The sequence below is a fragment of the Cupriavidus sp. 05T41 genome, from assembly GCF_056396525.1.
Genome location: NZ_JBFTLQ010000063.1, coordinates 22,747 through 46,517, shown reverse-complemented (window position 1 = coordinate 46,517; position 23,771 = coordinate 22,747). Strand labels below are relative to the sequence as shown.

Genomic DNA, 23,771 nt, shown 5'->3' with positions numbered 1-23,771 from the left:
GGGTTTGCCTGCCGCMGTGCTKGCGCCGGCGCAGAATGGCGGGACGGCCAGCGAAGGCGGTCCGCCACAGGCGCAATAGAGGCCCCGGTGGGGCCAYCGGCGCCCACGGTCACGGAGCAGGGCGAGGCCGCGGCGATAGCTGATGAATATGGCCTTCGCGGCGTATCCGGAGCTGGCCCGGACGGGCGCCCGGCCAGCTCMGTTTCAACYGGCTACAGCCCCAGCACATTGGCCCCGATGCGCGGATCGATGGCGCGCTCGAGCTGCTGGGGATAGACCGTGACCGTCACCTCGAGCGAGCCGGTGCCGACCTCCATCGACAGGATGTGGCCGCCATAGGTGTCGAACTTGCTGTCGCCGGCGACGCCGTGTGCGTGGATCGACGGCTTGCCGTCCTTCCATGCCAGGCTGCCGACGATGCTGGCCATTTCCACGTTGCGGAAGGTCCTGGGGTTGAAGGCTTTCTTGTCCGCGTCCCAGAAGCCGAAGGTCACGTTGGTAAAGCCGATCGCGCTGAGGCTGGCGCTGGGCACGCGTTCGCAGATGGCAAAGGCTTCGATCTGCTCGAAGACGTTGTCGCCCATGCGCAGCACCAGCAGGTAGCCGGTCGGGGTCTTGATGTAGCGCTTGACGCTGGCGCTCGGGTAGGTGGGGTTCTGGGCCGTGGCTTGCRCCGCGGCGCATTCGCTCGACTGGGCGCTGGCGGGCGCGGCCGCCAGGCCAAGCGCAATGACGCCACCGGCCGCGAGGGCCTTGCCKAGCCGTGCGAGGCGGCGCCCAAGCGGGGCCGGCGCCGCGGCCTTGTCCATGGTTTTGTCMACGGCCTTGCCCGCGGTCTGCTTCATGTCTTTGATCATGGCTTCGTTCATCTCTGTCTCCGTCTTCGTTGTGTAAGGCTTCGTTGTGTAAGTGGTTGGTTTCGGTCAGGTCTCGAATCCGGGGTGTCGGATCAATTCGTCTTYGTTTCCGCCTGTGTGGCCGCCTTCGCTGGCATCGTGTCGCCGAGATCCCTAGCGCAGCCAGCTCGCCGGCACCAGGATGAGCTGCGGGAACAGCACGAACAGGAACATCAGCGTCGTCAGCGACAGCAGGAACGGCCACACGCCCGAGATCACGCTGTCCAGGCTGGCGCGCGACGTCCCCGCCACCACGTTGAGCACGGTGCCCACCGGCGGGGTCAGCAGCCCGATGGCGTTGTTGAGGATGAACATCACGCCGAAGTACACCGGGTCGATGCCGGCCTTGGTGATCACCGGCATCAGGATCGGCGTCATGATCAACACGGTCGGCATGAGATCCAGCGCCGTGCCGACGATGATCACMAGCACCATGATSACGAACATCAGCAGGATCTTGTTGTCGATGAAAGGATCGAGCAGCGCGGTCACCTGCGCCGGGATATTGGCGATGGTGATCAGCCACGCCGAGACCAGCGCGCAGGCCACCAGGAACAGCACGGTGCTGGAGGTCTTGGTGGCGGTGACGATMAGCCGCGGCAGCGCGCGCAGGTCCAGTTCGCCGTACACGAAGCGGCCCACCGCCATGGCGTAGACCACCGCCACGACGGCCGCCTCGGTGGGCGTGAAGGCCCCGATCTTCATGCCGCCGATGATCACCACCGGCAGCACCAGCGCCCACACCCCATCCATCAGCGCGCGCAGCAGGCGGCGCAGCTCGAAGCGCTGCGTGGCGGCGGCCGCCTTGTCCTTGCGCGCGCAGACGTACCACGTGGCGGTCAGCGTCAGCGCCATCATGGCGCCGGGCGCGATGCCGGCCAGGAACAGCTTGGTGATCGATACCTGCGCCACCACGCCGAACACCACGATGGCGATCGACGGCGGAATCACCGGCGCGATGATCCCGCCCGCCGCGATCAGGCCGGCCGAGCGCGGCACGTTATAGCCGGCCTTGCGCATCATCGGGATCAGCAGGGCCGCCACCGCGGCGGTGTCCGCCACCGCCGAGCCGGAGATGCTGGCCACCACGGTGGCGGCGATGATCGCGACATAGCCGAGCCCGCCGCGCACATGGCCCACGGCGGCTTCCGCCACCTTGACGATGCGGGTGGACAGCCCGCCCGCGTTCATCAGCTCGCCGGCCAGCATGAAGAACGGCACCGCCATGAGCGGATAGTTGTTCACGCCTTCGAGCATGTTCTGCGCGATGATCTGCGTGTCGAAGTTGCCCAGGTGCATCATCAGCGCGATGCCGGAGACGAGCAGTGAGAATGCGATCGGCATGCCGAGCGCCATGGCGCCGAGCAGCGAGCCGACGAATACAACGATGGTCATGACAGTCTCCAGGGGGTCATTCGCCGCTAGCGCCGGATTCCGGCACCAGTTCCGCGCTGGGCATGCGCCMGCTGAGCAGGCGCCACAGCGAGTGCGCCAGCAGCCCGGCCATGCCCACGCTGCTGAACAGCAGGCAGGCGTACACCAGGCCGATGGGCACGCCCGTTACCGGGGCCATGTCGTCCATGCMGATCACCACCAGCTTCCACGCGCCGTTGGCGAGCAGCAGGCAGCAGGCCAGCGCACCCAGGTMGGAGAGGAAGCGGCACAGTCGCTGGCCGGGCTCGCCGAGCCGTGACACCACGGTGGACATGCCGAGGTGGGCCTTGTMGCGCATCACCAGCAGCGCGCCGGTCAGGGTCAGCCACATGAAGACGAAGCGCGAGGCTTCCTCGGAAAACGCGATGCCCGAGTTGAAGGCGTAGCGCAGCACCACATTGGCAAATACCAGCACGATCATCACGGCCATCATGGCCACCATCGCGCCTTCCGCCGTCCGCACGAAGGCGCGGGTGACGGCGGGTTCTTCCGTTTCTGTCGTTGTATCGATCATGGCTTGTCTCGCTGAATTGTTGTCTGGCGATGCGGTGCCGGCGCTATGGCGCGGCTTGCGCCAGCTGCATCGACACCTCGGCGCGGTAGAAGCGCAGCGCGTTGCCGCGCCAGACCGCATCCGCCGCCGTGGCATCCAGCCCGCGCAGCGCTTCGGCCACCGTCGCAACCACTTCCCCCAGGCCCGCGCGCAGGCCCGACACCGGCAGGTTGCTGGCGAACATGCAGCGCTGCCAGCCGAAGATGTCCAGGGCCTGACGGATGACCCGCACGTTGCCGGCGCGGTCCCACGGCGCGCCGGGCAGTCCGAATTCGGACAGCTTMACGTGCACGTCCGGCAGGCGCGCCAGCGCCTCCATGCCGCGGCGCCATGCCGCGAGTCCCTGCTCGGAGCGGTCCCACGGCAGTCCGGTGTGTTCCAGCACCACGCGCAGCCCCGGGAACATCGCCACCGCATCGGCCGCTTCGTGCAGGTGCCAGAACGGCACGCGCAGATCCCATGAGAGCCCGTGCTCGGCCAGCAGCCGCAGGCCTTCGAGCCAGCGCGCGTCCTGCAAGGTGCCGGGCTGCCCGCGTACGCTCAGGTCGGCGCGTGCGCTGGTGCGCGGCTTGCACCGCACGCCGCGCACCAGCGGGAAGGCGGCCTGCGCCAGCAGGCGCTGCTCCAGCTCGGCGCCGTTGAAATCCACATGCGCCACGATGGCGTTGGGCAAGCCGTGCACGGCATGGATGCGGTGTAGCCAGCCGGTCTCGGCGAGGGACTCGGCGGGATGGCGTTCGGCTTCGACGTGGATGGTGGCCGCCAGGGGCAGCCCCGCCCACTGCGCCAGGTAGGCTTCCGGGCCGAAGTCGGTGCGCAGCGCGCTGTAATCGCCCAGGAAGAAGGCTTGCGCGTCGTAGCGTTCCTGCAGCCACGGGTAGCGCGCATCGTCGCCGAGCCGCCAGAGGTGATGGTGGGCGTCGACGATGGCCGACGGCAGGGTCAGGTTGTCCATGAGCGGTCTCAGCGCTGGCCGTCGATGGCGCGCAGCACGGCGTCGCCGTTCTTCTGCACGTAGAGCTGGCGCGTCTCTTCCTTGACGATCTTCCTGATGCTCGCCACGTCCGGATGCTCGTTGACCTGCATGCCCTTGGCGCGCAGTTGCGCGATGGCGGCCGCTTCGTTGTCGGCATTGAGCTTGCGCTGGTAGGTGGCGGCCGCGGCGGCCTCCTCGAGCAGGATCTTCTGGTATTCGGGCTTGAGCGAATCGAACTTCGCCTTGTTCATCAGCACCACCAGCGCGGTGTAGGCATGGCGCGTCAGCGAGAGGTACTTCTGCACTTCGAACATCTTGGACGAAAGCATCAGCGTGGGCGGGTTCTCCTGGCCGTCCACCGCGCCCGATTCCAGCGCGCCGAAGACCTCGGCGAACGGCATTGGCTGCGGGCTCGCGCCCAGCAACTGGAACGCCTTGATGTGGGACGGGTTGGGCGTGGTGCGGATCTTCAGGCCGCGGATATCGTCGGCCTTGCTGATCTGGCGCTTGTTGTTGCCCAGGCTGCGAAAGCCGATCTCCCAGAACGCCAGGCCCTTGATCTGGTGCGCGCCGAGTTCGTCCAGCAGCCCGCGCCCGACCGCGCCGTCCAGCGTGCGGTAAGCCTGCGGGCCATCGTCGAACTGATAGGGCAGGTCCAGCGCGTTGAGCTTGGGCACCAGGCCGGTGACGAAGGGGTTGCCGGTAGCGCCGATGTCGATGGTGCCGCTGCGGATGCCCGTGACCAGCGTGGTGTCGTTGCCGAGCTGGCTGTTGGCGAAGACCTGGATCTCGATCGCGCCCTGCGTGCGCTCCTTGACCTTCTTGCTGAACGACAGCGCGGCGAGGTGCTGGGAATCGGTCTCCGGCACGGTGTGGGCGAAGCSCAGCCTGATGGGCGATTGCGCGGCCGCGATGCTGGCTGCGCCGGCGAGCAATGCGGCCAGCACGGTATGCGAAATGGCGCGCGAGATTGCGCGCGAGATTGCGTGTCTCATGGTGTCTCCTAGGGATGGTTTGGATGGCGTGCCCGGGTGCATCCCGGGTCTTGCCKGATGKCGCGCGGCGCTCAGGCGGGCGGGACGGGCGGGGGGCGCGCGGCGGCCGCCGTCAGCGCCTGCTCCGGGGTGGTGCGGCGGTGCATGTCAGACCTTCACCTTGGCCTCTTTKACCACCTTGGCCCACTTGGTGGTCTCTGCGGAGATAAACGAAGCAAAGCGGTCGGCGCTGCCGCCACCGTCCTCGGCCCCGAACCCGGCGAGCTTGTCCGCGACCTCGGGCATCGCCAGCACGTTGTTCATGTCCGCGTTCATCTTCTGCACCATGGCGGGCGGCATGCGTGCCGGGCCCACCAGCCCGTACCAGGTGCTGGCATCGAAGCCGGGGAAGCCGGATTCGGCCACGGTCGGCACGCCGGGGAAGCTCTTCGCGCGCGTGGGCCGGGTCTGCGCGATGGCCGTCAGCTTGCCGCCCTGGATCTGCGGCGTGGCCGAGGTCATGGTCTCGAAGCTGAAATCGATCTGGCCGCCGATCAGGTCGGTCAGCATCGGCGCGGAGCCGCGGTAGGGCACATGCAGCGCGTCCACGCCGGCGCGCAGCTTGAACAGCTCCAGCGCCAGGTGCTGGGCCGCGCCGGCCCCTGACGAGCCGAAGGTGACCTTGCCCGGGCGCTTGCGGCACTGGTCGATCACGTCGTTGAGCGTCCTGGCGCCTTCGTGCGGGCTGCAGATCAGCAGGTTGGGCGTGACGCCCACCAGCATGATGGGCGTGAAGTCGCGCTCGACCACGTAGCCGAGCTTGGGGTACAGGCTGGGMGCGATGGCGTGGTTGCTGATGTTGGTCATCAGCAGCGTGGTGCCATCGGCCGGCTGCTTGGCGGTGTACTCCGCGGCGATCACGCCGGCCGCGCCGGCCCGGTTTTCCACGATCACCGAGGTGTGCCACATCTCGCCCAGCTTGTTGGCGATCACGCGCGCCATCACATCGGTGCCGCCGCCGGGCGGAAAGCCGACCACGATGCGGACCGGGCCGGCGGGCATCGCCTGCGCGAACGCCAGGGGCGAGGCCAGCGTGGCGGCGCCGGCCGCGGCTGCGGTGAGGAAGGTCCTGCGATGCATGTTGTCTCCAGTCTGTTTTTTTTATCGGACTGCTATGGACTGCGATGGACTGCGTTGGCCCGTGCGCGCCGCCGCCGTGCCTACATTGCCTCGTGCAGCATGGCCGCGTATTCGTCCGCGCTGGCCAGGCGTGGATTGGTCTTGTGGCAGTGGTCGGCCAGCGCGCCCTCGACGATGCGCGGGAACAGGGCAGGCGTGACGCCCAGTTCCGCCAGGCCCGACGGCAGGCCCAGGCGCCGGTTCATCGCGTCGATGGCCGGGCCGATCGACCCGGGGCCGTCGAGCTGCATGGCCTGCGCCATGCGCTCCAGGCGCTGCTCGCCGCGCACCGACGGCGCGGCCGCGTTGAAGCGGATCACCGCGGGCAGCAGGATCGCGTTGAGCGTGCCGTGGTGCAGCGACGGATCCAGCCCGCCCAGCGAATGGCTCAGGCTGTGCACGCAGCCCAGTCCCTTCTGGAAGGCCAGCGCGCCCTGCATCGAGGCGCTCATCATGTTGAGCCGCGCGGTACGGTCTTGCGGCTGCGCCGTCGCCGTCTCGATATGCATCCAGGCACGCCGCAGCCCGTCCAGCGCGATGCCGTCGGCCGGCGGGTTGAACGCCGGCGCCAGGAAGGTCTCGATGCAATGGGCGATGGCATCCATGCCGGTGGCCGCGGTCAGTTTCGGCGGCAGGCCGAAGGTCAGTTCGGGGTCGCAGATKGCCACGCGCGGCACCAGGTAGGGCGACAGCACGCCGACCTTGCGCCCGTCGTCGAGGATCAGCACCGCGCCGCGGCCCACTTCGCTGCCGGTGCCGGCGGTGGTGGGCACGGCGATCAGCGGCGCGGTGGCCGCAGTGATGCGGGCCGTGCCGCCCTCGATGGCGGCGAAGGTCTTKAGCGGGCCTTCGTGCGTGGCGCAGACCGCCACGCCCTTGGCCAGGTCGATCGGCGAGCCGCCGCCCACCGCGATGATGCCGTCGCAGCGGTGCTCGACGAACAGCGCCACGGCCTCGCGCATGGCGCGTTCGGTGGGGTTGGACGGGGTGCCGTCGAAGACCACGGCGCCGGCGCCGGCKGGCAGTTGCGCCAGCACGCGCTCCAGGATGCCGGCCGCCTTGACGCCGGCGTCCGTGACGACCAGCGGCCGGGCGATGCCGATGCGCTCGCATTCCTGCTGCAGCAGCGCGATCGCGCCGAAATCGATCTGGATCTGGGTGATGTAGTTGATGAGGGCCATCTTGTCTCTGTCTCCATGCGGGATTTGCTTCTTGCCGCTTCGCCGGGCAGCGCGGGCCGGGGCGCCGTAGCGCGTGCGCCGCTGCCGGAAGCTGCATTGGTGACGAAGTCTAGGAACAAGCCGCCAGCGCGACAACGTGGATTTACTTGAAGGCACCCCAAGTTTTTCTCATAGCCGTGGCGCTTGCCGCGCCCCGCGCACCACCCCTAGTTTTTCTTGAAATGGCGCTGAGTTTTTCTCGTTTGGCGCGCGCGGGGCCAGACCCTAGACTTMCGCAGGTCGAGAGGCTTCCCCGATCCTGCCCGTGCGGCAKGTGCCCACCCACCATAAGCAGATCCTGAGCGAGACACAGGCGCACCATSAGACAAGCCATCCTKATCGAGTACGACKAGCGCGTTGCCACCATCACGCTGAACAACCCCGAAAAGCTGAACGCGCTCGACCTGGGCATGTGGCAGGGCCTGACCGAGGCGATGCAGGCGCTCTCGGCCAACGACGAGCTGCGCTGCATCGTGCTGCGCGGCGCGGGAGACAAGGCCTTCGCCGCCGGCGCCGATATCGAGGAGTTCACCCGCATGCGCTCCAACGMCGCGCAGGCCGAAGGATATGCACAGATCACGCACGCGGCGATGGAGGCCATTGCCGGCAGCCGCCATCCGACCATCGCCCTGATCCAGGGCGCCTGCGTGGGCGGCGGCCTGGAGATTGCGTCGATGTGCGATATGCGCATCTGCGGCGAATCGAGCCGCTTCGGCGTGCCGGTCAACCGGCTGGGGCTGGTCATGTCGTATGGCGAGCTCGGCGGCCTGATGGCGCTGGCCGGCCCCGCGGCAGCGCTGGAGATCGTGCTGGAGGGGCGCGTGTTCGGCGCCGCCGAGGCACTGGAAAAGCGCCTGGTCAACCGCGTGGTGCCCGACGCCGAAGTGCCGGCCGAAGCGTACGCGACGGCGCGCCGCATCAGCCAGGGCGCGCCACTGGTGGCGCGCTGGCACAAGAAGTTCGTGCGGCGCCTGCTGAACCCGGCACCGCTGGGCGCCGAAGAGCATGCCGAGGCCTATGCCTGCTTCGATACCGAGGACTTCCGCATCGGCTACCGGGCCTTCGTCGGGAAGGCGAAGCCGGCCTTCGTGGGCCGCTGACACGATCGTCAGCCCGCCCGCGCACTTCTTTCACTCCKACGCCACCAGCCCGAACCGCGGGCGGCCGTCACCAAGCCACAAGGTTTCCAATGAATTTGCCGTTGTCGAAAATCAAGGTCCTGGATGTCAGCCAGATCATGGCCGGTCCTTTCTGCTGCATGCTGCTGGGCGACATGGGCGCCGACGTGATCAAGGTGGAGACACCGGGCGTGGGCGACCAGACCCGCAAGGCCATGGGCTTCCGGCTCAAGGGCGAGGATAGCGGCGGCTTCCTCGCGCTCAACCGCAACAAGCGCAGCGTGGAGATCGACCTGAAGAACCCGGCCGGGCTGGAGGCCTTCTACGAGCTGGTGCGCGGCGCCGACGTGCTGGTGGAAAACAACCGCCCGGGCGTGGCCGCCCGGCTGAAGATCGACTACCCGGTGCTGCGCGAGATCAACCCGCGCCTGGTCTATGCCAGCATTTCCGGCTTCGGGCAGACCGGGCCGTGGTCGCGCCGGCCGGGGCTGGACCTGATCGCGCAGGCGATGTCCGGCGTGATGAGCGTGATGGGGCACCCCGACGCCGCGCCGGTCAAGTCGAGCGTGCCGATCGCCGATCTCGGCGCMGGGCTGTTCTGTGCCTACGGCATCCTGAGCGCGGTGATCGGGCGCGAGCACACCGGGCAGGGGCAATATGTGGACGCCTCGCTGTTCGAGACCGCGCTGGGCTTGTCGGTGTGGGAATCGGCGGAGTATTGGGGCACCGGCACGGTGCCGGTGCCGATCGGCAGCGCCAACCGCATGAGCGCGCCTTACCAGGCCGTGCGCGCGTCGGATCGCCATTTCGTGATCGGCGCGGCCAACCCGAAGCTGTGGACCGCGCTGTGCGAGGTGATCGAACGCCCCGACCTGCTGCAGGACGCGCGCTTTACCGACAACGCGGCGCGCATCCGCAACCGCGATATGCTGATTGGCGAGATCGAAGGGGAGTTCGCGCGGCACCCGGCGGCGCACTGGGTGGACGCGTTGCTGGCGGCCGGCGTGCCGGCCGCGCCGATCCTGAACTACGACGAAGCGCTGGTGAGCGAGCAGGCGGTCGCGCGCGAGATGGTGCTGGAGATCGACCATCCGGTGGAAGGCCGCGTGAAGGCGCTCGGGTTTCCCGTTAAGCTTGGCGGTACGCCGCAGCAGGTCAGGTATCCGGCACCGTTGCTCGGGCAGCACACGCAGCAGGTGCTGGCGGAGTTCGGGCTCGACGAGATGGCGATCCAGGCACTGCGCGAACGCGGGGCGTTCGGCCAGGCCGCCGCGCCGCAGGCGCCGCCCCTGGAGCGCCGCGCCGGCTGACCGGCGCATCCGGCAAGCATCCGGCAAGCATTCAGAAAGACAAGACAAGACATCACGGAGACAACCATCATGAAGTTCCATTCACAGCCGTGGCGCATGGCGGCGCTGGCCGCGTTCGCCACCAGTGCCGCGCTCGGCGTCATCGCAACCGCGTGGTCCGGCAATGCCGCGGCCGCCGCGCAGGCCGACGCCTATCCCAACCACCGCATCGAGCTGATCGTGCCCTGGCAGGCCGGCGGCGGCGCCGACGTGGTCGCGCGCGCCTTGTCGGCGGCGGCGGCCAAGCACCTGTCGCAGCCGCTGGTGGTCATCAACAAGCCGGGCGCCACCGGCGCGGTCGGCCTGGGCGAGGTGGTGCACGCCAAGCCGGACGGCTACAAGCTGGTGCTGTCGTCGAGTGAGCTGACCTTTCTCAACTACCTCGGGCTGGCCAAGTTCACCTACCAGGACCTGGTGCCGATCGCGCGGCTGAACGCCGATCCCGCGGCGGTGGTGGTGCGCGCCGATGCGCCCTATGCCACGCTGGAGCAATTCATCGCCGAAGCCCGCAAGCCGGATTCGAACGTGCGCGTGGGCAACGCCGGGCAGGGCTCGACCTGGCACATGGCCGCCGCCGCGCTGGCCGAGAAGACCGGCGCCAGGTTCAACCACATCCCGTATCCCGGCGGCGCCCCGGCCACCATGGCGCTGCTCGGCGGCCATATCGACGCGGTGACCGTGAGCACGGCCGAGGTCGCCACCTACGTGGCCGCGGGCAAGCTCAAGGTGCTGGCGGTGATGGCCGACAAGCGCGTCGCCGGCTACGAGAACGTACCGACCCTCAAGGAGCGCAATATCGACCTGTCGATGGGCATCTKGCGTGGCATCTCGGCACCCAAGGGCACGCCGCCGGAAGTCATCAATGTGCTCAAGGTCGCGGTGGCCAAGTCGGTGCAGGAGCCGATCATGCGCCAGACGCTGGAGAAGCTGCATTTCAGCACTGATACCTATGCCGACGACGTGACGCTGCAGGCCGTGATGGCCAGGGAATCGGCGCAATACAAACAACTCGMCAGCCGCATCGCGGTCAAGGAGTAGCGATGCCCGGCCTTCGCTTCGACCAGCCCTTCGTCGATGYCCATCACCACTTCTGGGACCTGGGCGCCAATCCCTACCCGTGGCTGCAGGGCGAGGAGGTGAAAGGGTTTCGCTACGGCGATTACTCCGCCCTGAAGCGGAACTACCTGCCGGAGGATTTCGCGCGCGACACGCAGGGCTGCGCGCCCGCCATGTCGGTGCACGTGGAAGCCGAGTGGGCGCGCGCGAATCCGGTGGACGAGACCGCCTGGCTCACCACGCTGGCGCAGGAGGTGGGACGGCCAACGGCGCTGGTCGCGCACGCGCAGCTCGACCGCGCCGACGTGGAGGCCATCCTCGCCGCGCAGGCCGCCTTTCCCATGGTGCGCGGCATCCGCCAGAAGCCCGTGACCAGCACCACGCACGCAGGCGCCGCGCGCGGGATGGCGGGATCGATGGACGACKAGCGCTGGCGCCAGGGCTACGCATTGCTGGCTCGCCACGGCATGTCCTACGACCTGCAGGCGCCCTGGTGGAACCTCGACCAGGCCGCCGCGCTGGCGCGCGATTTCCCCGCGACGCAGATCATCCTCAACCATACGGGCCTGCCTTCGGACCGCAGTGAAGCCGGACTGGCGGGCTGGCGCGCGGCGCTGGCCGCGCTCGCCGCGCAGCCCAACGTGGCGGTAAAGATCTCGGGGCTGGGCCTGCTCGGGCGGCCGTGGACGGMGGCGGACAACGTGCCGGTGATCCGCGATGCCATCGCGATCTTCGGCACCGCGCGCTGCATGTTCGCGAGCAACTATCCGGTGGACAGCCTGGTGGCCCGCTACGACACCATTCTCGCCGGCTTCCTCGAAGCGATCGAGATCTACCCGCGGCACGAGCAGCGCGGGCTGCTGCACGACAACGCGGTACGCATCTACCGGCTCTGAGCAGCCATGGGCGGCGCCGCGCAGGTGCCGCCACGCATGCCCGGCCACAACTGGAAAACGAAATGAAGAACAGCCTGATTGCCGGCGCGGCGACGTCGCGCACCCTGACCGTAGACCGCCCCCGCACCATCGACTTCCTTGGCGAGGCGCTGCGCATCTACGCCACGCCCGAGCTGGTCCGCGACATCGAGCAGACCTGCCTGGACTTCCTGGCGGACTATGCGCAAGCCGGCGAGAGCTCGGTCGGCACCGAGGTCTCGGTCCGGCACAGCGGCGCCACCCTGCTCGGCGGCGAGGTGACGATCCGGGCCGAAGTGAGCGCGGTGGATGGCCGCAGCGTTACCTTCCGCGTTTCGGCCAGGGACGGTATCGAGGAGATCTGCACCGGCACCCACAGCCGCTTCGTGGTGAACGTGGACAAGCTGCGCGCGCGGGTGGAGGCCAAGGCGGCGCACGGCAGGGAGCAGGCGGGCGCGGCGCGGTAGCCGCGGGAAAAAGCCGCGGGAGTTCAGGCGTGCGGCGCTTCGGCGCCGGCGGCCACTTCGGCGCGCAGCCAGTCCAGGAAGGTGACGATGCGCGGATCGTTCAGGCGATCCTCGGGGAACACCACGAAGTAGGAGAACTCCACCGGCAGCCTGATCTGTTCGAACAGGCGCACCAGGCGGCCCTGGCGCAGGTCTTCCTCGACCCAGTTCTTCTTGACCAGCGCCACGCCGAGGCCGCTGATGGCGGCGTTGATGACCAGGTGGMTCGGCCAGAACGAGGGGCCGCGCGTGGCATCGACATCGGTCACGCCGGCGTGGCTGAGCCACATGGCCCAGTCGGGGTTGCTGACGTCGGTGTAGGTGCTGTCGTCGTGCAGCAGCGTATGCAGGCGCAGGTCGGCGGGCTCCCTGAGCGGCCGGCTGCCGGCCAGCAGCCCGGGGCTGCAGACCGGGATCACCTCGACCGACAGGCACAGCTCCGAATGCAGGCCCGGGTAGACGCCGCGCCCGTAGCGGATGGCCAGGTCGAAATCGTCGCGGTCGAAGTTGATGGCGTGGTTCGAGGTCGAGACCTTGAGGTCGATCTCGGGGTGCTCCTTCATGAAGCGGTCCATGCGCGGGATCAGCCATTTGACGGCGAACGTCGGCGGCATGTTGACCTTCAGCGCCGGCAGGTCCTTGCTATGCAGGCGCAGGGTGGCGTCGGCAAGCTGCTTGAAGGCCTGCTGCACGCTMGGCAGGTAGGCCATGCCCGCGGGCGTGAGCACCAGCGACTTGGCCTCGCGCAGGAACAGCTGCACGCCGAGGCTTTCTTCCAGCGTCTTGATCTGGTGGCTGACCGCGGACGGCGTKACGAACAGCTCGTCGGCGGCGCGGGTGAAGCTCAGATGCCTGGCCGCAACCTCGAAAGCTCGCAGAGGATTCAGAGGAGGCATTTGTMGCGACATGCGGGTATTTMCAACGAATACGAAAGGCAGCGGATCGGAATGAGCGGCGCCGGCATGAGCGAACAGGGATGCGCGAACAGCGATKCGCGGATCAGGACGCTGGCGTGCCGCGGACACCGGCCGGCAGTGCCGGCCATGGGCAGGCAAAGCCAAGTTCGGCAGACTAGCAGTTAGCGCTCGCCGATGGAATAGGGAAGAGTCCGGACAGGCGCGATGCGTGACCGGACCTGGGCGGCAGGCAGGAGGCGCCCGGCCCGGTGCGGGCGTTCAGCCCGGCTGCCGGCAGAAGCGCAGGATGGCCTCGGCGACGGCCGCGGGCGCTTCGCGCTGCGGGAAATGGCCGACGCCGTCCAGCACCTGCCGTACGTAGCGCCCGGAGAAGAACGCCTCTTTGCCTTCGGAGCTGGCGGGCTGGTTGCAGGTATCGCGGCCCCCATGCAGGACCAGCGTGGGCACCGCCAGCACCGGCGCGGGTTGCAAGGCCTGCTCGTCCCCTGCATAGGCCGGATCGCCGGCGGCAAAGCCCCAGCGGTGGCGGTAGGAATGCAGCACGACTGCCGCCCAGTCGGGATTGTCGAAGGCCGCCGCGGCCTCTTCGAAATCGGCCTCCTGGTACCAGCCCGGTGGCGACCATGTGTCCCACATCAGGCGCGCGAAGGCGCGCCGGTCCTCCTCGACGCTGCGCTGCCCGCGCGGCGTGGCCATGTACCAGTGGTACCAGTAATTGCGCGCCTGCTGCAGCGAAATGGCTTGCTGCGGATCGTTGGTGCCATAGCCGACCGACAGCATCGCCAGGTGCGAACCCGCCCGCTGCCGCAGGCCGAAGGCATTGGCGACCGCGCGCGCTCCCCAGTCGTGCCCGACCAGCACCGGGTCCCGCAGCGACAGCGTGTCGATGAATTCGAGCAGGTCGCGCCCGAGCGCCGCCAGCTGGCCGCTGCGCATGGTGGCCGCGTCGCGGAAGCGGGTCGGGCCGAAGCCGCGCAGCGCCGGGCACAGCACGCGGAAATCCGCGTGGGCGAGTTCGGCCGCGACGCCGCGCCAGCTCTCCGGGCTGTCCGGCCAGCCATGAACGAGCACTGCCGTGCGCTTGCCGCGCGGGTTCCATTCGAGGTAGCCGGTTTCCAGCATGCTGGTGGCGGCAAATTGATAGGCGGTCATCGCGCGACGCTCCTTTTCGGGGCAGTGGACATGGCTTGACGATAGCATCGGCGTACTTCGTGATTCGTGATGTATTGGATATGATTATGAATATTTAAAGATGAATTGGTGGTGTGACCCATGGACTCCATGCCGGCTTCGGCGGCGGCCRGCCTCGACATTGGCCTGTTGCGGACCTACCTCGCCGTGGTGGATTGCGGCGGCTTCGCGCTGGCGGCCGAGTCGCTGAGCCTGACGCCTTCGGCCGTCAGCGGCCATGTCAAGCGGCTCGAGCAGGCCGCCGGCGCCGTGCTGCTGGAGAGGACGACGCGCAGCTTCACGCTGACCCAGGCCGGAGAGCTGTTGTACGCCTACGCGCGCAATATCGTCGCGCTGGAGCAGGAGGTGCGCGCGCGGCTGCACGGCGCGCCGGCGCGCGGGCGCCTGCGCATCGGCAGCTCGGAGGACTTCGCMGGCACCTGGCTGCCGCGCATGCTGCAGGTATTCCGGCGCGGGCATCCCGGTGTCTCGGTGGAGCTGAAGGTCGGTGTCACGGCCGACCTGCTGCGCCAGCAGGAGCGGGGGCGGCTCGATATCGTGTTCGGCAAGCAATGCTMGCGCACGACGGGCGGCGAGCTGCTGTGGGAGGAAGAACTGGTGTGGGTCTATGCCGCCGCGGAGCCCTTCGACCCGGAATCCGAAGTGCCGCTGGCGGCCTTCCCCGAGCCGTGMGTCTATCGGGAGTCGGCGGTGGCGGCGCTGACGCGGGTGGGGCGGCCCTGGCACGTGGCCTTCGAGAGCAGCAGCATGGCGGGGTGCCTGTCGGCGGCGCGCGCGGGCTTCGCGGTGACGCCGGTGGCGCGCAGCCAGGTCCGGGAGGGCCTGCGCGTGCTCGATTCGCGCGACCGCATGCCRGCGCTGCCCAAGGCGCGCTTCTACGCCTTCGTGCGCGAAGGAGCGCCCGCCGCCCGCACGCTGACGGACGCCGTGCGCGATGCCGGCCGCCAGCACCGCTTCGGCGAGACCAGGGGGTGATAGCGGTGACGCGGGTCCCGGCCGGTCGTCGCGCGACCGGCGCGCGGCCTGTTCGGTGTGACTTTTTCGGCATGCCGAGGCCGGGCGGTGCCGCGTAAGCAGGGCAGGCGCCGCCTGCGCCGGCAGGGCGGGTGTGCCGATGCGTGTCACATCGCTTACCATAGCGGTTTGGCCAGCGTTATCCGCATCCACCTTACGTGGCGCCGACGCCCCGCCGGCTTGCGCTCCCGCAATGCAGGGCGGGTGGCGTCGCGCTGGTATTCGGGCCTTGCGGCAGCGATGGGGTAGCTTGCGCTGCCCACTGTATCTATTCCAGATGAACGACAATCCAAAGATTTCCCGTGGCGAGCCTCCCGCGCCAAGTACCTGGGACGGCCGCCTTGCGCGCGCGCTCGTGCGCCMGCTGAAGGACTCCTGGATCACACCGAACCACCTCACCACCGTGCGCCTGCTGATCGGCCTGGCGGGTGTCGCCTGCCTGATGCAGGGCGGCTATGCCTGGACCAACTACGGCGCCTTCCTGATCGTGCTGTCCAATTTCGTCGATCACACGGACGGAGAGTTGGCGCGAATTAGCGGGAAATCCAGCAAGATCGGCCATTTTTACGACCTCGCCAGCGATGCGGTCATCACCGTGCTGCTGTTCGTCGGGATGGGCGTGGCGATCACCGGGCTGGCGCCGGCGGGCGCGTTCTCGCCGGTGCTGCAGGGTACGCTGGCGGGCCTGGCGGTCGCGCTGATCTTCTTCTTGCGCATGCGCATCGAGTCCGCGGTCGGCAAGAGCGGCACCAAGCAGGCGTCCGTGGCCGGCTTCGAGACCGAAGACGTGCTGTACCTGCTGCCGCTGGTGACCCTGACCGGTGGCATCGCACCGTTCCTGACCGTCGCGTCGATCGGCGCCCCGCTGTTCGCGGTGCTGGTGCTGATCGACTACTGGCGGGTGATGCGCAAGGTGCGCATGGCCGCGACTCATATCCGAGGAACGCGATGAGCGAGCAAGCCAACGACATCACCCTGGACGCGCCGCGAGCCGTGGCGTCGCCGGCGCCGCGCAAGGGCACGCCCGCGCGGCCCGATCCGGATGCCAGCGTGGCAGGGCAGACCGCCCGCCTGGACAACGCCGGCCTGCGCGCCGATTTCGAGCGCCAGGGCGCCTTCCTGAACCTGCAGGAATTCCTCGCGCCGGAAGTMACCGAGCAACTGGTGGCCAGCGCCCGCGCGCTGATGCCCGAGATCAACCGCAATTACCTGCCGGGCCACAAGCAGGGCGGCAGCGTCAGCCGCCACACCATCGACGAGAAGGCCCCGTTCATCGCCGAGCTGTACCGTTCGAAGGCGCTGATCTCCTGGCTCGAGCAGATGTGCGGCGACAAACTGCTGCCCTCGCCGGATTCCGACCCGCATGCGTATGCGCTGTACTACTACACGCGCCCGGGCGACCACATCGGCTGGCACTACGACACCTCCTACTACGACGGCCGCCGCTACACGCTGCTGCTGGGCGTGATCGACGAGTCCTCCTGCCGGCTGGACTACGAACTGCATACGCGCAACCCCGACGTGCCCGATGAGCCGGGCACCGTGCAGATCGCCCCGGGGGGGCTGGTGTTCTTCGATGGCGACAAGCTGCGCCACCGCATCACGCCGGCGGGCCCCGACGAGATCCGCGTCTCGCTGACCTTCGAGTACGTCACCGATCCGGGCAYGCGCCCGTGGCTGCGCTTTATCTCCAACATGAAGGACGCGGTGGCCTATTTCGGTTTCCGCCAGGTGTTCAGGAACCTGATGTCCGGCAAGAAGAAGCCACGCGCATGACCCGTGCTGCAATGATCCTGCTGTCGGTCGGCGTGGCGCTGTTTGTCGCGCTGCTGGCCTGGCAGGGCTTCGGTTCCGTCGTGTCGACGCTGATGTCGGCGGGCTGGGGCCTGGCGCTGGTCGCCGCCTTCCATCTGCTGCCGCTGGCGCTGGACGCCGCCGCCATCCGCGTGCTGTTCGAGCGTGACGACCATTGCAGCCTGCGCGACACGCTGCTGGCGCGCTGGGCGGGCGAGTCGGTCAACAGCCTGCTGCCGGCCGGGCAGATCGGTGGCCCCGTGCTGATGGTGCGCTACCTGGCGCAGCGCGGCACGCGCATGCGCGATGCCGCCGCCGCCATTACGGTCAGCACCACCATGCAGGCGCTCGCGCAGATGGTGTTCGCCTTCGCCGGGCTGGCGCTGTTCGGCCTGTACGGCGGGCAGGATGCGCTGTCCGACCTGCGCACGCCCACCCTGATCGTCACCGCCGTGCTCGGACTGTGCATCGTCGGCTTCTATTTCGTGCAGAAGCGCGGCCTGTTCGGCMGCGTGCTGCGCGTGCTGTCCCGGCTGTTCGGCAAGCGCGACTRGAGCGGCCTGACCACGCGCGCCGACGCGGTGGACATGGCCGTGCAAGACATGTACCGCGACCGCGCCAGGGTGGCCAAGAGCTTCGTGCTGAGCCTGGCCGGCTGGGTGGTCGGCACCGGCGAAGTCTGGCTGGCCCTGCATTTCCTCGGCCACCCGGTGAGCTGGGTGGAGGCGCTGCTGCTGGAKAGCGTGGGGCAGGCCATCCGCGGCGCCGCGTTCGCCATCCCTGGTTCGCTGGGCGCGCAGGAAGGCGGCTACCTGCTGCTGGCGCCCATCGTGGGCCTGCCGCCGGATGCGGCGCTGGCCCTTTCGCTGGCCAAGCGCGCCCGCGAGATCGGCCTCGGTGCGCCGGGGCTGCTGTATTTGCATTTGAGTGAAAGAAGTTTCCAGCGACGGCGTGCCGCGGCCAGCACCACCAGTGCGGCCAGTGGGCAGGCCACTACCGATTGACCGAAGCTATTTGCATGGGTGCGGAGAAAGAATGCGAGCAATCATTCTTGCCGCAGGCCTAGGCCTGCGACTGCAGCAACAGCAAGGGGAGCAGTTCCCCAAGTGCCTGTTGCGTTTTGAGGGGATCACCCTGCTGGAGCGGCATCTGCGCATGCTGGATGCGGCGGGTGTCGACGAGATCGTGCTGGCGCTCGGCTTCCAGCCCGGACAGGTGGAAACCGAGCTCAAGCGCCTGGGCCGCCAGCCGTATCCGGAGATCGTGCTGAACCCGCGCTACGACCTGGGCAGCGTGCTGACCGTGCACACCGTGGCCGACGCGCTCACGCGCGGCGGCGATGTGCTGCTGATGGATGCCGACGTGCTGTACGACGAGCGCATCCTGAGCGCCCTGGTGGCCGGCACCACGACCAACCGCCTGCTGATCGACCGCGATTTCGAAGCCGGCGACGAGCCCGTCAAGCTGTGCCTGAAGGATGGCGTGCCGGTCGAGCTGCGCAAGCAGCTGGCCGCGGGCCTGGAGTACGACACCATCGGCGAATCCGTCGGTTTCTTCCGCTTCCAGGAACAGACCGCGCGCCGCCTGGCCGAGATCGTCAAGGGCTATGTGGACGGCGGCCGCGCCAACATGCCGCACGAAGAAGCGGTGCGTGACCTGCTGCTCGAAGGCGGCCATGTCTTCGACACCGCCGACGTGAGCGGCGCACCCTGGATCGAGATCGATTTTCCGAACGACGTCGCGCGCGCGCGCGACGAAGTCTTGCCTGAACTGCAGCGCCCCGTGGGAGTAGCACAATGAACGCGATTGACCCGATTTTCCCGCGCGCCACGCGCAGCGCCCGCCTGCGCCAGATGCTGGTCGGCAAGGAACTCGAATTCATCATGGAAGCCCACAACGGCCTGTCCGCGCGCATCGTGCGCGAGGCCGGCTTCAAGGGCATCTGGGCCTCGGGCCTGGCGATCTCCGCGCAGTTCGGCGTGCGCGACAACAACGAGGCGAGCTGGACCCAGGTGGTCGACAACMTCGAGTTCATGGCCGACGCCAGCGACCTGCCGATCCTGCTCGACGGCGACACCGGCTACGGCAACTTCAACAACATGCGCCGCCTGGTGCGCAAGCTCGAGCAGCGCGGCATCGCCGGCGTGTGCATCGAGGACAAGCAGTTCCCCAAGACCAACAGCTTCATCGACGGCGAGCGCCAGCCGCTGGCCGAGATCGATGAATTCTGCGGCAAGATCAAGGCCGGCAAGGACTCGCAGGCCGACGACGATTTCTCCATCGTGGCGCGCGTCGAAGCGCTGATCGCGGGCTGGGGCATGGACGAGGCGCTGCGCCGCGCCGAGGCCTACCGCCAGGCCGGCGCCGACGCCATCCTGATCCACAGCAAGCTGTCCAAGCCCGACGAGATCCTGACCTTCGCGCGCGAGTGGGCCGGCCGCGGCCCGCTGGTGATCGTGCCGACCAAGTACTACAGCACGCCCACCGAAGCCTATCGCAAGGCCGGCATCAGCCTGGTGATCTGGGCCAACCACCTGATCCGCGTGGCCGCGTCGTCGATGCAGGCCGTGGCCCGCGAAATCCACKACAGCGAGACGCTGGTCAACGTGGAGGACCGCATCGCCACCGTCAACGAGATCTTCCGCCTGCAGGACGCCGACGAATACTCGGCCGCCGAGAAGATCTACCTGTCCGGCACGCAGGTGCCGGGCGCGGCGGTGGTGCTGGCCGCGGGCCGCGGCAAGGGCCTGGAAGCCCTGACCGAGGACAAGCCCAAGGTMATGCTGCCGGTGGCCGGCAAGCCGCTGCTGCGCTGGCTGGTGGATGCGTTCAAGAAACAGTCGATCAACGACATCACCGTGGTGGGCRGCTACCAGGCCGGCGCCATCGATACCGCCGGCATCAAGCTGGTGGTCAACGAGCGCCACGCCCATACCGGCGAGCTGGCCTCGCTGGCGTGCGCGGTCGACGGCCTGCAGACCGACACCGTGATCGCCTACGGCGACCTGCTGTTCCGCAGCTATATCCTGCGCGACCTGCTGGAAAGCGAGGCGCCGTTCAGCGTGGTGGTGGACTCGTCGCAGAATGCGCCGTCCAACCAGAGCGTGCACGACTTCGCCTGGTGCTCGGCCGCGGACGACCGCGACCTGTTCGGCCAGAAGGTCCTGCTGCGCCATGTCTCGAGCAAGGCGGAACAAGCCGGCGCGGCCCCCGCCCAGCCGGCCAATGGCCGCTGGATCGGCCTGCTCAACGTGCGCGGCGAAGGGCGCGTGCGCCTGCAGAAGCTGATCGGCGAGCTGCGCGCGCGCGATGACTTCGACACGCTGGACCTGCCGGCGCTGCTCAACGCGCTGGTCGAGGCCGGCGAGRAAATCGAGGTCAAGTACGTGCACGGCCACTGGCGTGGCGTGAACGACCTGGACGAYTTCCGCCGCGMGGGCGATTTCGCCCAYACGCAGACGCAGTTCGCGGCCGACACCACGGACGGCGAGGAAGCCCGATGATCGAAGCGGYMCAGTTCGTSGAGGCCGCGCGCGMGCGCGGCTTCGASTGGTATGCCGGGGTGCCSTGCTCGTACCTGACGCCGTTCATCAACTACGTGSTGCAGGATCCCACGCTGCACTACGTTTCGGCGGCCAACGAGGGCGACGCGGTGGCCCTGATCGCAGGGGTGACGCTGGGCGCGCGCGAAGGCCGCCGCGGCATCACCATGATGCAGAACTCGGGCCTGGGCAACGCGGTCAGCCCGCTGACCTCGCTGACCTGGACCTTCCGCCTGCCGCAACTGCTGATCGTCACCTGGCGCGGCCAGCCGGGCGTTGCCGACGAGCCGCAGCACGCACTGATGGGCCCGGTCACGCCGAACATGCTCGACACCATGGAGATCCCGTGGGAGACCTTCCCGACCGACCCGGCCGAGGTAGGCCCGGCGCTGGACCGCGCGGTGGCCCATATGGACGCCACGGGCCGGCCCTACGCGCTGGTGATGCAAAAGGGCAGCGTGGCGCMGTACGCGCTAAAGGAACAGGCGCGCCCCGCGCCGCGCCCGAAGGCCGTGCCGCGCACCGTGCCTGGCGGCGCGGGCGCACTGCCCACGCGCCGCGAAGCGCTGCAGCGCGTGATCGCGCATTCGCCGCTGGACAACACCGTGGTGCTGGCCTCCACCGGTTTCTGCGGGCGCGAGCTGTACGCGCTCGATGACCGCGCCAACCAGCTCTACATGGTGGGCTCGATGGGTTGCCTGACGCCGTTCGCGCTCGGCCTGGCGCTGGCGCGCCCGGACCTGCACGTGATCGCGGTGGACGGCGACGGCGCGGCGCTGATGCGCATGGGCGTGTTCGCCACGCTCGGCGCCTATGGCCCGTCCAACCTGACCCACGTGCTGCTGGACAACGGCGCCCACGATTCCACGGGCGGGCAGGCCACGGTATCGCACAATGTCTCGTTTGCCGGTGTGGCGGCCGCATGCGGCTATGCCTCGGCGGTGGAAGGCGACAACCTCGCCCTGCTGGACGAAACGCTGGCGCAGCCGGCCCGCGCCGCGGGCCCGCGCCTGGTGGCGCTGTCGATCAGCGCCGGCACGCCGGACGGCCTGCCGCGTCCCACCGTGACGCCGGTCGAGGTCAGGACCCGCCTGGCCCGCCAGATCAGCGCGGATCTCGGCGCAACCCAAGGAGCCAACTGATGCTGCTACTCAATCCGGGTCCCGTCACGCTGTCGGAGCGCGTGCGCCGCAGCCTGCTGCAGCCCGACCTGTGCCACCGCGAGAGCGAGTTCTTCGACCTGCAGGACGAAGCGCGCGCGCGGCTGCTGGATATCTACCAGCTCGATCCCGCCGAATGGGCCGCGGTGCTGATGACCGGCTCCGGCACCGCCGCGATGGAAAGCATGACCGCCGCGCTGGTGCCCGAGAACGGCAARCTGCTGGTGGTGCAGAACGGYGTSTAYGGCGAGCGCATCGCGCAGATCGCCGGCCAGTACCGCATCGCCCACGAGGTGGTGGCGCACGACTGGAAGGAGGCGCCCGACCTCGCCCGTATCGCTGCCGCGCTCGAGGCCGACCGCGCCATCACGCACGTGGCCGTGATCCACCACGAGACCACCACCGGGCGCCTGAACGACCTGCCGGCGCTGGACGCGCTGTGCCGCGCGCGTGGCGTGCGCCTGCTGGTGGACGGCGTGAGCAGCTTCGGCGCGGAGGCCATCGATTTCAATGGCCATATCGACGCCGTGGCCGCCACCGCCAACAAATGCCTGCACGGGGTGCCCGGTGCGTCCTTCGTCATTGTGCGGCGCAGCGCGCTGGCGCAGGCCGCGAGCCGCACCTATTACCTGGACCTGGGCCGCCTGGCACGCCTGCAGGACCAGCGCAATACGCCGTTCACGCCCTCCGTGCACGCCTACTACGCGCTGGTGGAAGCACTGCGCGAGCTGGCCGACGAAGGCGGCTGGCAGGCCCGCCACGCGCGCTACGCCAGCCTGGCCGAGCGCGCGCGCGTGGGGCTGGAGGCGCTGGGCATGCCGGCACTGTGGCCGGCCGGACAATCCTCGGTGGTGCTGCGCGCCTACCATCTGCCGGCGGGCCTGTCGTATGCGCAGCTGCACGATGGCCTGAAGGCGCGTGGCTTCGTCATCTACGCCGGGCAGGGCGGCCTGTCGGCCGAGCTGTTCCGCATCTCGACGATGGGCAATATCCAGCCGGACGATATCGACCGCCTGCTGCAGGGCTTCAGGGAACTGACGCAGTAAAAATGACAAGCGCCGCGGGAGCGGCGCGAATAGCAACACCCAAGGCGGCAGCGCGGGATTCCCGCGCTGCCGCCTTTTGGTTTTTGCGGGCGAAGCACTAGCATTAGGCAATGGAAGCGGCATGCCGGGGTTCCGGCCGMGCCGCAATCCGCTCATGGACGTACATCGGAGGTAGATCGCGATGCGTCGTAGCCTTTGTCACCGGGGCGGGCTTGCCGTGGCCGCCAGGATCAACGTGGCCGCGCTTGCCGCCCTCGGCGCCTGCGCCGCGCTGGCAATTGGCGCGGCCTTGGCGCCCGCCGCCCGCGCCGCCGACGCTCCGGCACCCGCCGTGGACCGCTCCGCACCGGACCGCATGGTGCGCGCCGCCGTGGAAGGCGTGCTCACCACCATCCAGGCCAGTCCCGATACCCGCGGCGGCGACCTGGAGAAGATCACGGCCGTGGTGCGCCGCCAGTTTCTCCCCTATACCGATTTCCAGCGCACCACGCGGCTGGCCGTCGGCAATGCATGGCGCACTGCAACACCCGAACAGCAGAAGCAGCTCTACGAACAATTCCAGACCTTGCTGGTGCGCAGCTACGCCCTGTCGTTGTCGCAGGTGCGCGACCAGGCGCTGAAGTTCCGCTACAAGCCGCCGCGCGCCGCCGGCACCGATACGGTGGTCGAGACCAGCGTCATCAACAACGGCGACGAGGTGCAGATCGACTACCGGCTGCAGCGCGGCGCGACCGGCTGGTCGATCTACGACATCAATATGAGCGGCGCGTGGCTGATCGAGGTCTACCGCCGGCAGTTCGCCGACATCGTGGCCAAGAGCGGCATCGACGGGCTGATCAAGTACCTGGTCAGCCATAACGCGGCCTGAGCCGGGCGCCGGTCCCCGGCCGCGGGGCGACGGCCGCGCGAACGCAGGCCATGCGCGTCGTCGC

Annotated in this window: 23 protein-coding genes; 14 read left to right on the top strand and 9 right to left on the bottom strand. The window is 68.7% G+C overall.

The window, feature by feature from the left end; genetic code table 11:
• Positions 1-212: 212 nt before the first annotated feature.
• The 7 genes from AC1DKV_RS29295 to AC1DKV_RS29265 form a co-directional block, all read right to left on the bottom strand.
• On the bottom strand, positions 213-869 hold the full coding sequence (locus AC1DKV_RS29295; protein WP_477138609.1) for a PPC domain-containing DNA-binding protein: 657 nt from the start codon (positions 867-869) through the stop codon (positions 213-215).
• A gap of 141 nt (positions 870-1,010) precedes the next feature.
• Positions 1,011-2,291, bottom strand: coding sequence for a TRAP transporter large permease (locus AC1DKV_RS29290; RefSeq protein WP_441612051.1), 1,281 nt, complete (start codon positions 2,289-2,291; stop codon positions 1,011-1,013).
• 16 nt (positions 2,292-2,307) lie between these two features.
• The gene (locus AC1DKV_RS29285) at positions 2,308-2,844 is read right to left on the bottom strand and encodes a TRAP transporter small permease (protein WP_477138608.1); all 537 of its coding nucleotides are present in this window, start codon (positions 2,842-2,844) and stop codon (positions 2,308-2,310) included.
• Positions 2,845-2,887: 43 nt separating this feature from the next.
• Complete coding sequence (locus AC1DKV_RS29280) at positions 2,888-3,838, bottom strand: amidohydrolase family protein (RefSeq protein ID WP_441612053.1); 951 nt, start codon at positions 3,836-3,838, stop codon at positions 2,888-2,890.
• Positions 3,839-3,846: 8 nt separating this feature from the next.
• Positions 3,847-4,854 (bottom strand): DctP family TRAP transporter solute-binding subunit, encoded by a 1,008-nt coding sequence (locus tag AC1DKV_RS29275; protein WP_477138607.1) that lies wholly within the window; start codon positions 4,852-4,854, stop codon positions 3,847-3,849.
• Positions 4,855-5,001: 147 nt separating this feature from the next.
• On the bottom strand, positions 5,002-5,973 hold the full coding sequence (locus tag AC1DKV_RS29270; protein WP_441612055.1) for a Bug family tripartite tricarboxylate transporter substrate binding protein: 972 nt from the start codon (positions 5,971-5,973) through the stop codon (positions 5,002-5,004).
• Between the two features lie 80 nt (positions 5,974-6,053).
• Positions 6,054-7,193, bottom strand: a complete 1,140-nt coding sequence (locus tag AC1DKV_RS29265) for an iron-containing alcohol dehydrogenase (protein ID WP_441612056.1) — start codon at positions 7,191-7,193, stop codon at positions 6,054-6,056.
• Positions 7,194-7,552: 359 nt separating this feature from the next.
• On the opposite strand from AC1DKV_RS29265, the gene AC1DKV_RS29260 reads away from it, so the two are divergent.
• From AC1DKV_RS29260 to AC1DKV_RS29240, 5 genes are all read left to right on the top strand, one after another.
• Entirely contained in the window at positions 7,553-8,332 is a 780-nt protein-coding gene (locus AC1DKV_RS29260) for an enoyl-CoA hydratase-related protein (protein WP_477138614.1), read from the top strand.
• Positions 8,333-8,421: 89 nt separating this feature from the next.
• Complete coding sequence (locus AC1DKV_RS29255; RefSeq protein WP_441612058.1) at positions 8,422-9,660, top strand: CaiB/BaiF CoA transferase family protein; 1,239 nt, start codon at positions 8,422-8,424, stop codon at positions 9,658-9,660.
• 69 nt (positions 9,661-9,729) lie between these two features.
• A complete protein-coding gene (locus tag AC1DKV_RS29250) occupies positions 9,730-10,737 on the top strand; it encodes a tripartite tricarboxylate transporter substrate binding protein (RefSeq protein WP_477138606.1) in 1,008 nt (335 codons plus the stop codon).
• A 2-nt stretch (positions 10,738-10,739) separates the two neighbouring features.
• Positions 10,740-11,651: an amidohydrolase family protein gene (locus AC1DKV_RS29245; protein ID WP_477138605.1), complete on the top strand. Its 912-nt coding sequence runs from the start codon at positions 10,740-10,742 to the stop codon at positions 11,649-11,651.
• A 62-nt stretch (positions 11,652-11,713) separates the two neighbouring features.
• Positions 11,714-12,136, top strand: a complete 423-nt coding sequence (locus tag AC1DKV_RS29240; protein ID WP_441612061.1) for a thioesterase family protein — start codon at positions 11,714-11,716, stop codon at positions 12,134-12,136.
• A gap of 23 nt (positions 12,137-12,159) precedes the next feature.
• Here the strand turns inward: AC1DKV_RS29240 and gcvA are convergent, their stop codons facing one another.
• Positions 12,160-13,071 carry a transcriptional regulator GcvA gene (gene gcvA, locus AC1DKV_RS29235; RefSeq protein ID WP_477138604.1) on the bottom strand — a complete coding sequence of 304 codons (912 nt, stop codon included), beginning with the start codon at positions 13,069-13,071 and terminating at the stop codon, positions 12,160-12,162.
• Between the two features lie 279 nt (positions 13,072-13,350).
• Complete coding sequence (locus tag AC1DKV_RS29230) at positions 13,351-14,244, bottom strand: alpha/beta fold hydrolase (RefSeq protein ID WP_441612063.1); 894 nt, start codon at positions 14,242-14,244, stop codon at positions 13,351-13,353.
• Between the two features lie 120 nt (positions 14,245-14,364).
• On the opposite strand from AC1DKV_RS29230, the gene AC1DKV_RS29225 reads away from it, so the two are divergent.
• From AC1DKV_RS29225 to AC1DKV_RS29185, 9 genes are all read left to right on the top strand, one after another.
• A complete protein-coding gene (locus tag AC1DKV_RS29225) occupies positions 14,365-15,258 on the top strand; it encodes a LysR family transcriptional regulator (RefSeq protein ID WP_477138603.1) in 894 nt (297 codons plus the stop codon).
• A gap of 316 nt (positions 15,259-15,574) precedes the next feature.
• Positions 15,575-16,249 (top strand): CDP-alcohol phosphatidyltransferase family protein, encoded by a 675-nt coding sequence (locus tag AC1DKV_RS29220; protein WP_477138602.1) that lies wholly within the window; start codon positions 15,575-15,577, stop codon positions 16,247-16,249.
• Positions 16,246-17,073: a 2OG-Fe(II) oxygenase family protein gene (locus AC1DKV_RS29215; protein WP_477138601.1), complete on the top strand. Its 828-nt coding sequence runs from the start codon at positions 16,246-16,248 to the stop codon at positions 17,071-17,073. Before AC1DKV_RS29220 ends, AC1DKV_RS29215 begins: the two co-directional genes overlap by 4 nt.
• Positions 17,070-18,095 carry a flippase-like domain-containing protein gene (locus tag AC1DKV_RS29210; RefSeq protein WP_477138600.1) on the top strand — a complete coding sequence of 342 codons (1,026 nt, stop codon included), beginning with the start codon at positions 17,070-17,072 and terminating at the stop codon, positions 18,093-18,095. Before AC1DKV_RS29215 ends, AC1DKV_RS29210 begins: the two co-directional genes overlap by 4 nt.
• 31 nt (positions 18,096-18,126) lie before the next feature.
• A complete protein-coding gene (locus AC1DKV_RS29205; RefSeq protein ID WP_441612068.1) occupies positions 18,127-18,891 on the top strand; it encodes a phosphocholine cytidylyltransferase family protein in 765 nt (254 codons plus the stop codon).
• A complete protein-coding gene (gene aepX / locus AC1DKV_RS29200) occupies positions 18,888-20,594 on the top strand; it encodes a phosphoenolpyruvate mutase (protein ID WP_477138599.1) in 1,707 nt (568 codons plus the stop codon). The genes AC1DKV_RS29205 and aepX overlap by 4 nt, the downstream gene beginning before the upstream one ends.
• Positions 20,591-21,775 (top strand): phosphonopyruvate decarboxylase, encoded by a 1,185-nt coding sequence (gene aepY, locus AC1DKV_RS29195; protein ID WP_477138598.1) that lies wholly within the window; start codon positions 20,591-20,593, stop codon positions 21,773-21,775. The genes aepX and aepY overlap by 4 nt, the downstream gene beginning before the upstream one ends.
• Positions 21,775-22,839: a 2-aminoethylphosphonate aminotransferase gene (locus AC1DKV_RS29190; protein WP_441612071.1), complete on the top strand. Its 1,065-nt coding sequence runs from the start codon at positions 21,775-21,777 to the stop codon at positions 22,837-22,839. The genes aepY and AC1DKV_RS29190 overlap by 1 nt, the downstream gene beginning before the upstream one ends.
• A gap of 181 nt (positions 22,840-23,020) precedes the next feature.
• A complete protein-coding gene (locus tag AC1DKV_RS29185; RefSeq protein ID WP_441612072.1) occupies positions 23,021-23,707 on the top strand; it encodes an MlaC/ttg2D family ABC transporter substrate-binding protein in 687 nt (228 codons plus the stop codon).
• The last annotated feature ends 64 nt before the right edge of the window (positions 23,708-23,771 follow it).

Coding starts and splice junctions, on each gene's coding strand:
- AC1DKV_RS29240 (WP_441612061.1), top strand. CDS start 11,714: ATGAAGAACAGCCTGATTGCCGGCGCGGCGACGTCGCGCACCCTGACC.
- AC1DKV_RS29230 (WP_441612063.1), bottom strand. CDS start 14,244: ATGACCGCCTATCAATTTGCCGCCACCAGCATGCTGGAAACCGGCTAC.
- AC1DKV_RS29205 (WP_441612068.1), top strand. CDS start 18,127: ATGCGAGCAATCATTCTTGCCGCAGGCCTAGGCCTGCGACTGCAGCAA.
- AC1DKV_RS29185 (WP_441612072.1), top strand. CDS start 23,021: ATGCGTCGTAGCCTTTGTCACCGGGGCGGGCTTGCCGTGGCCGCCAGG.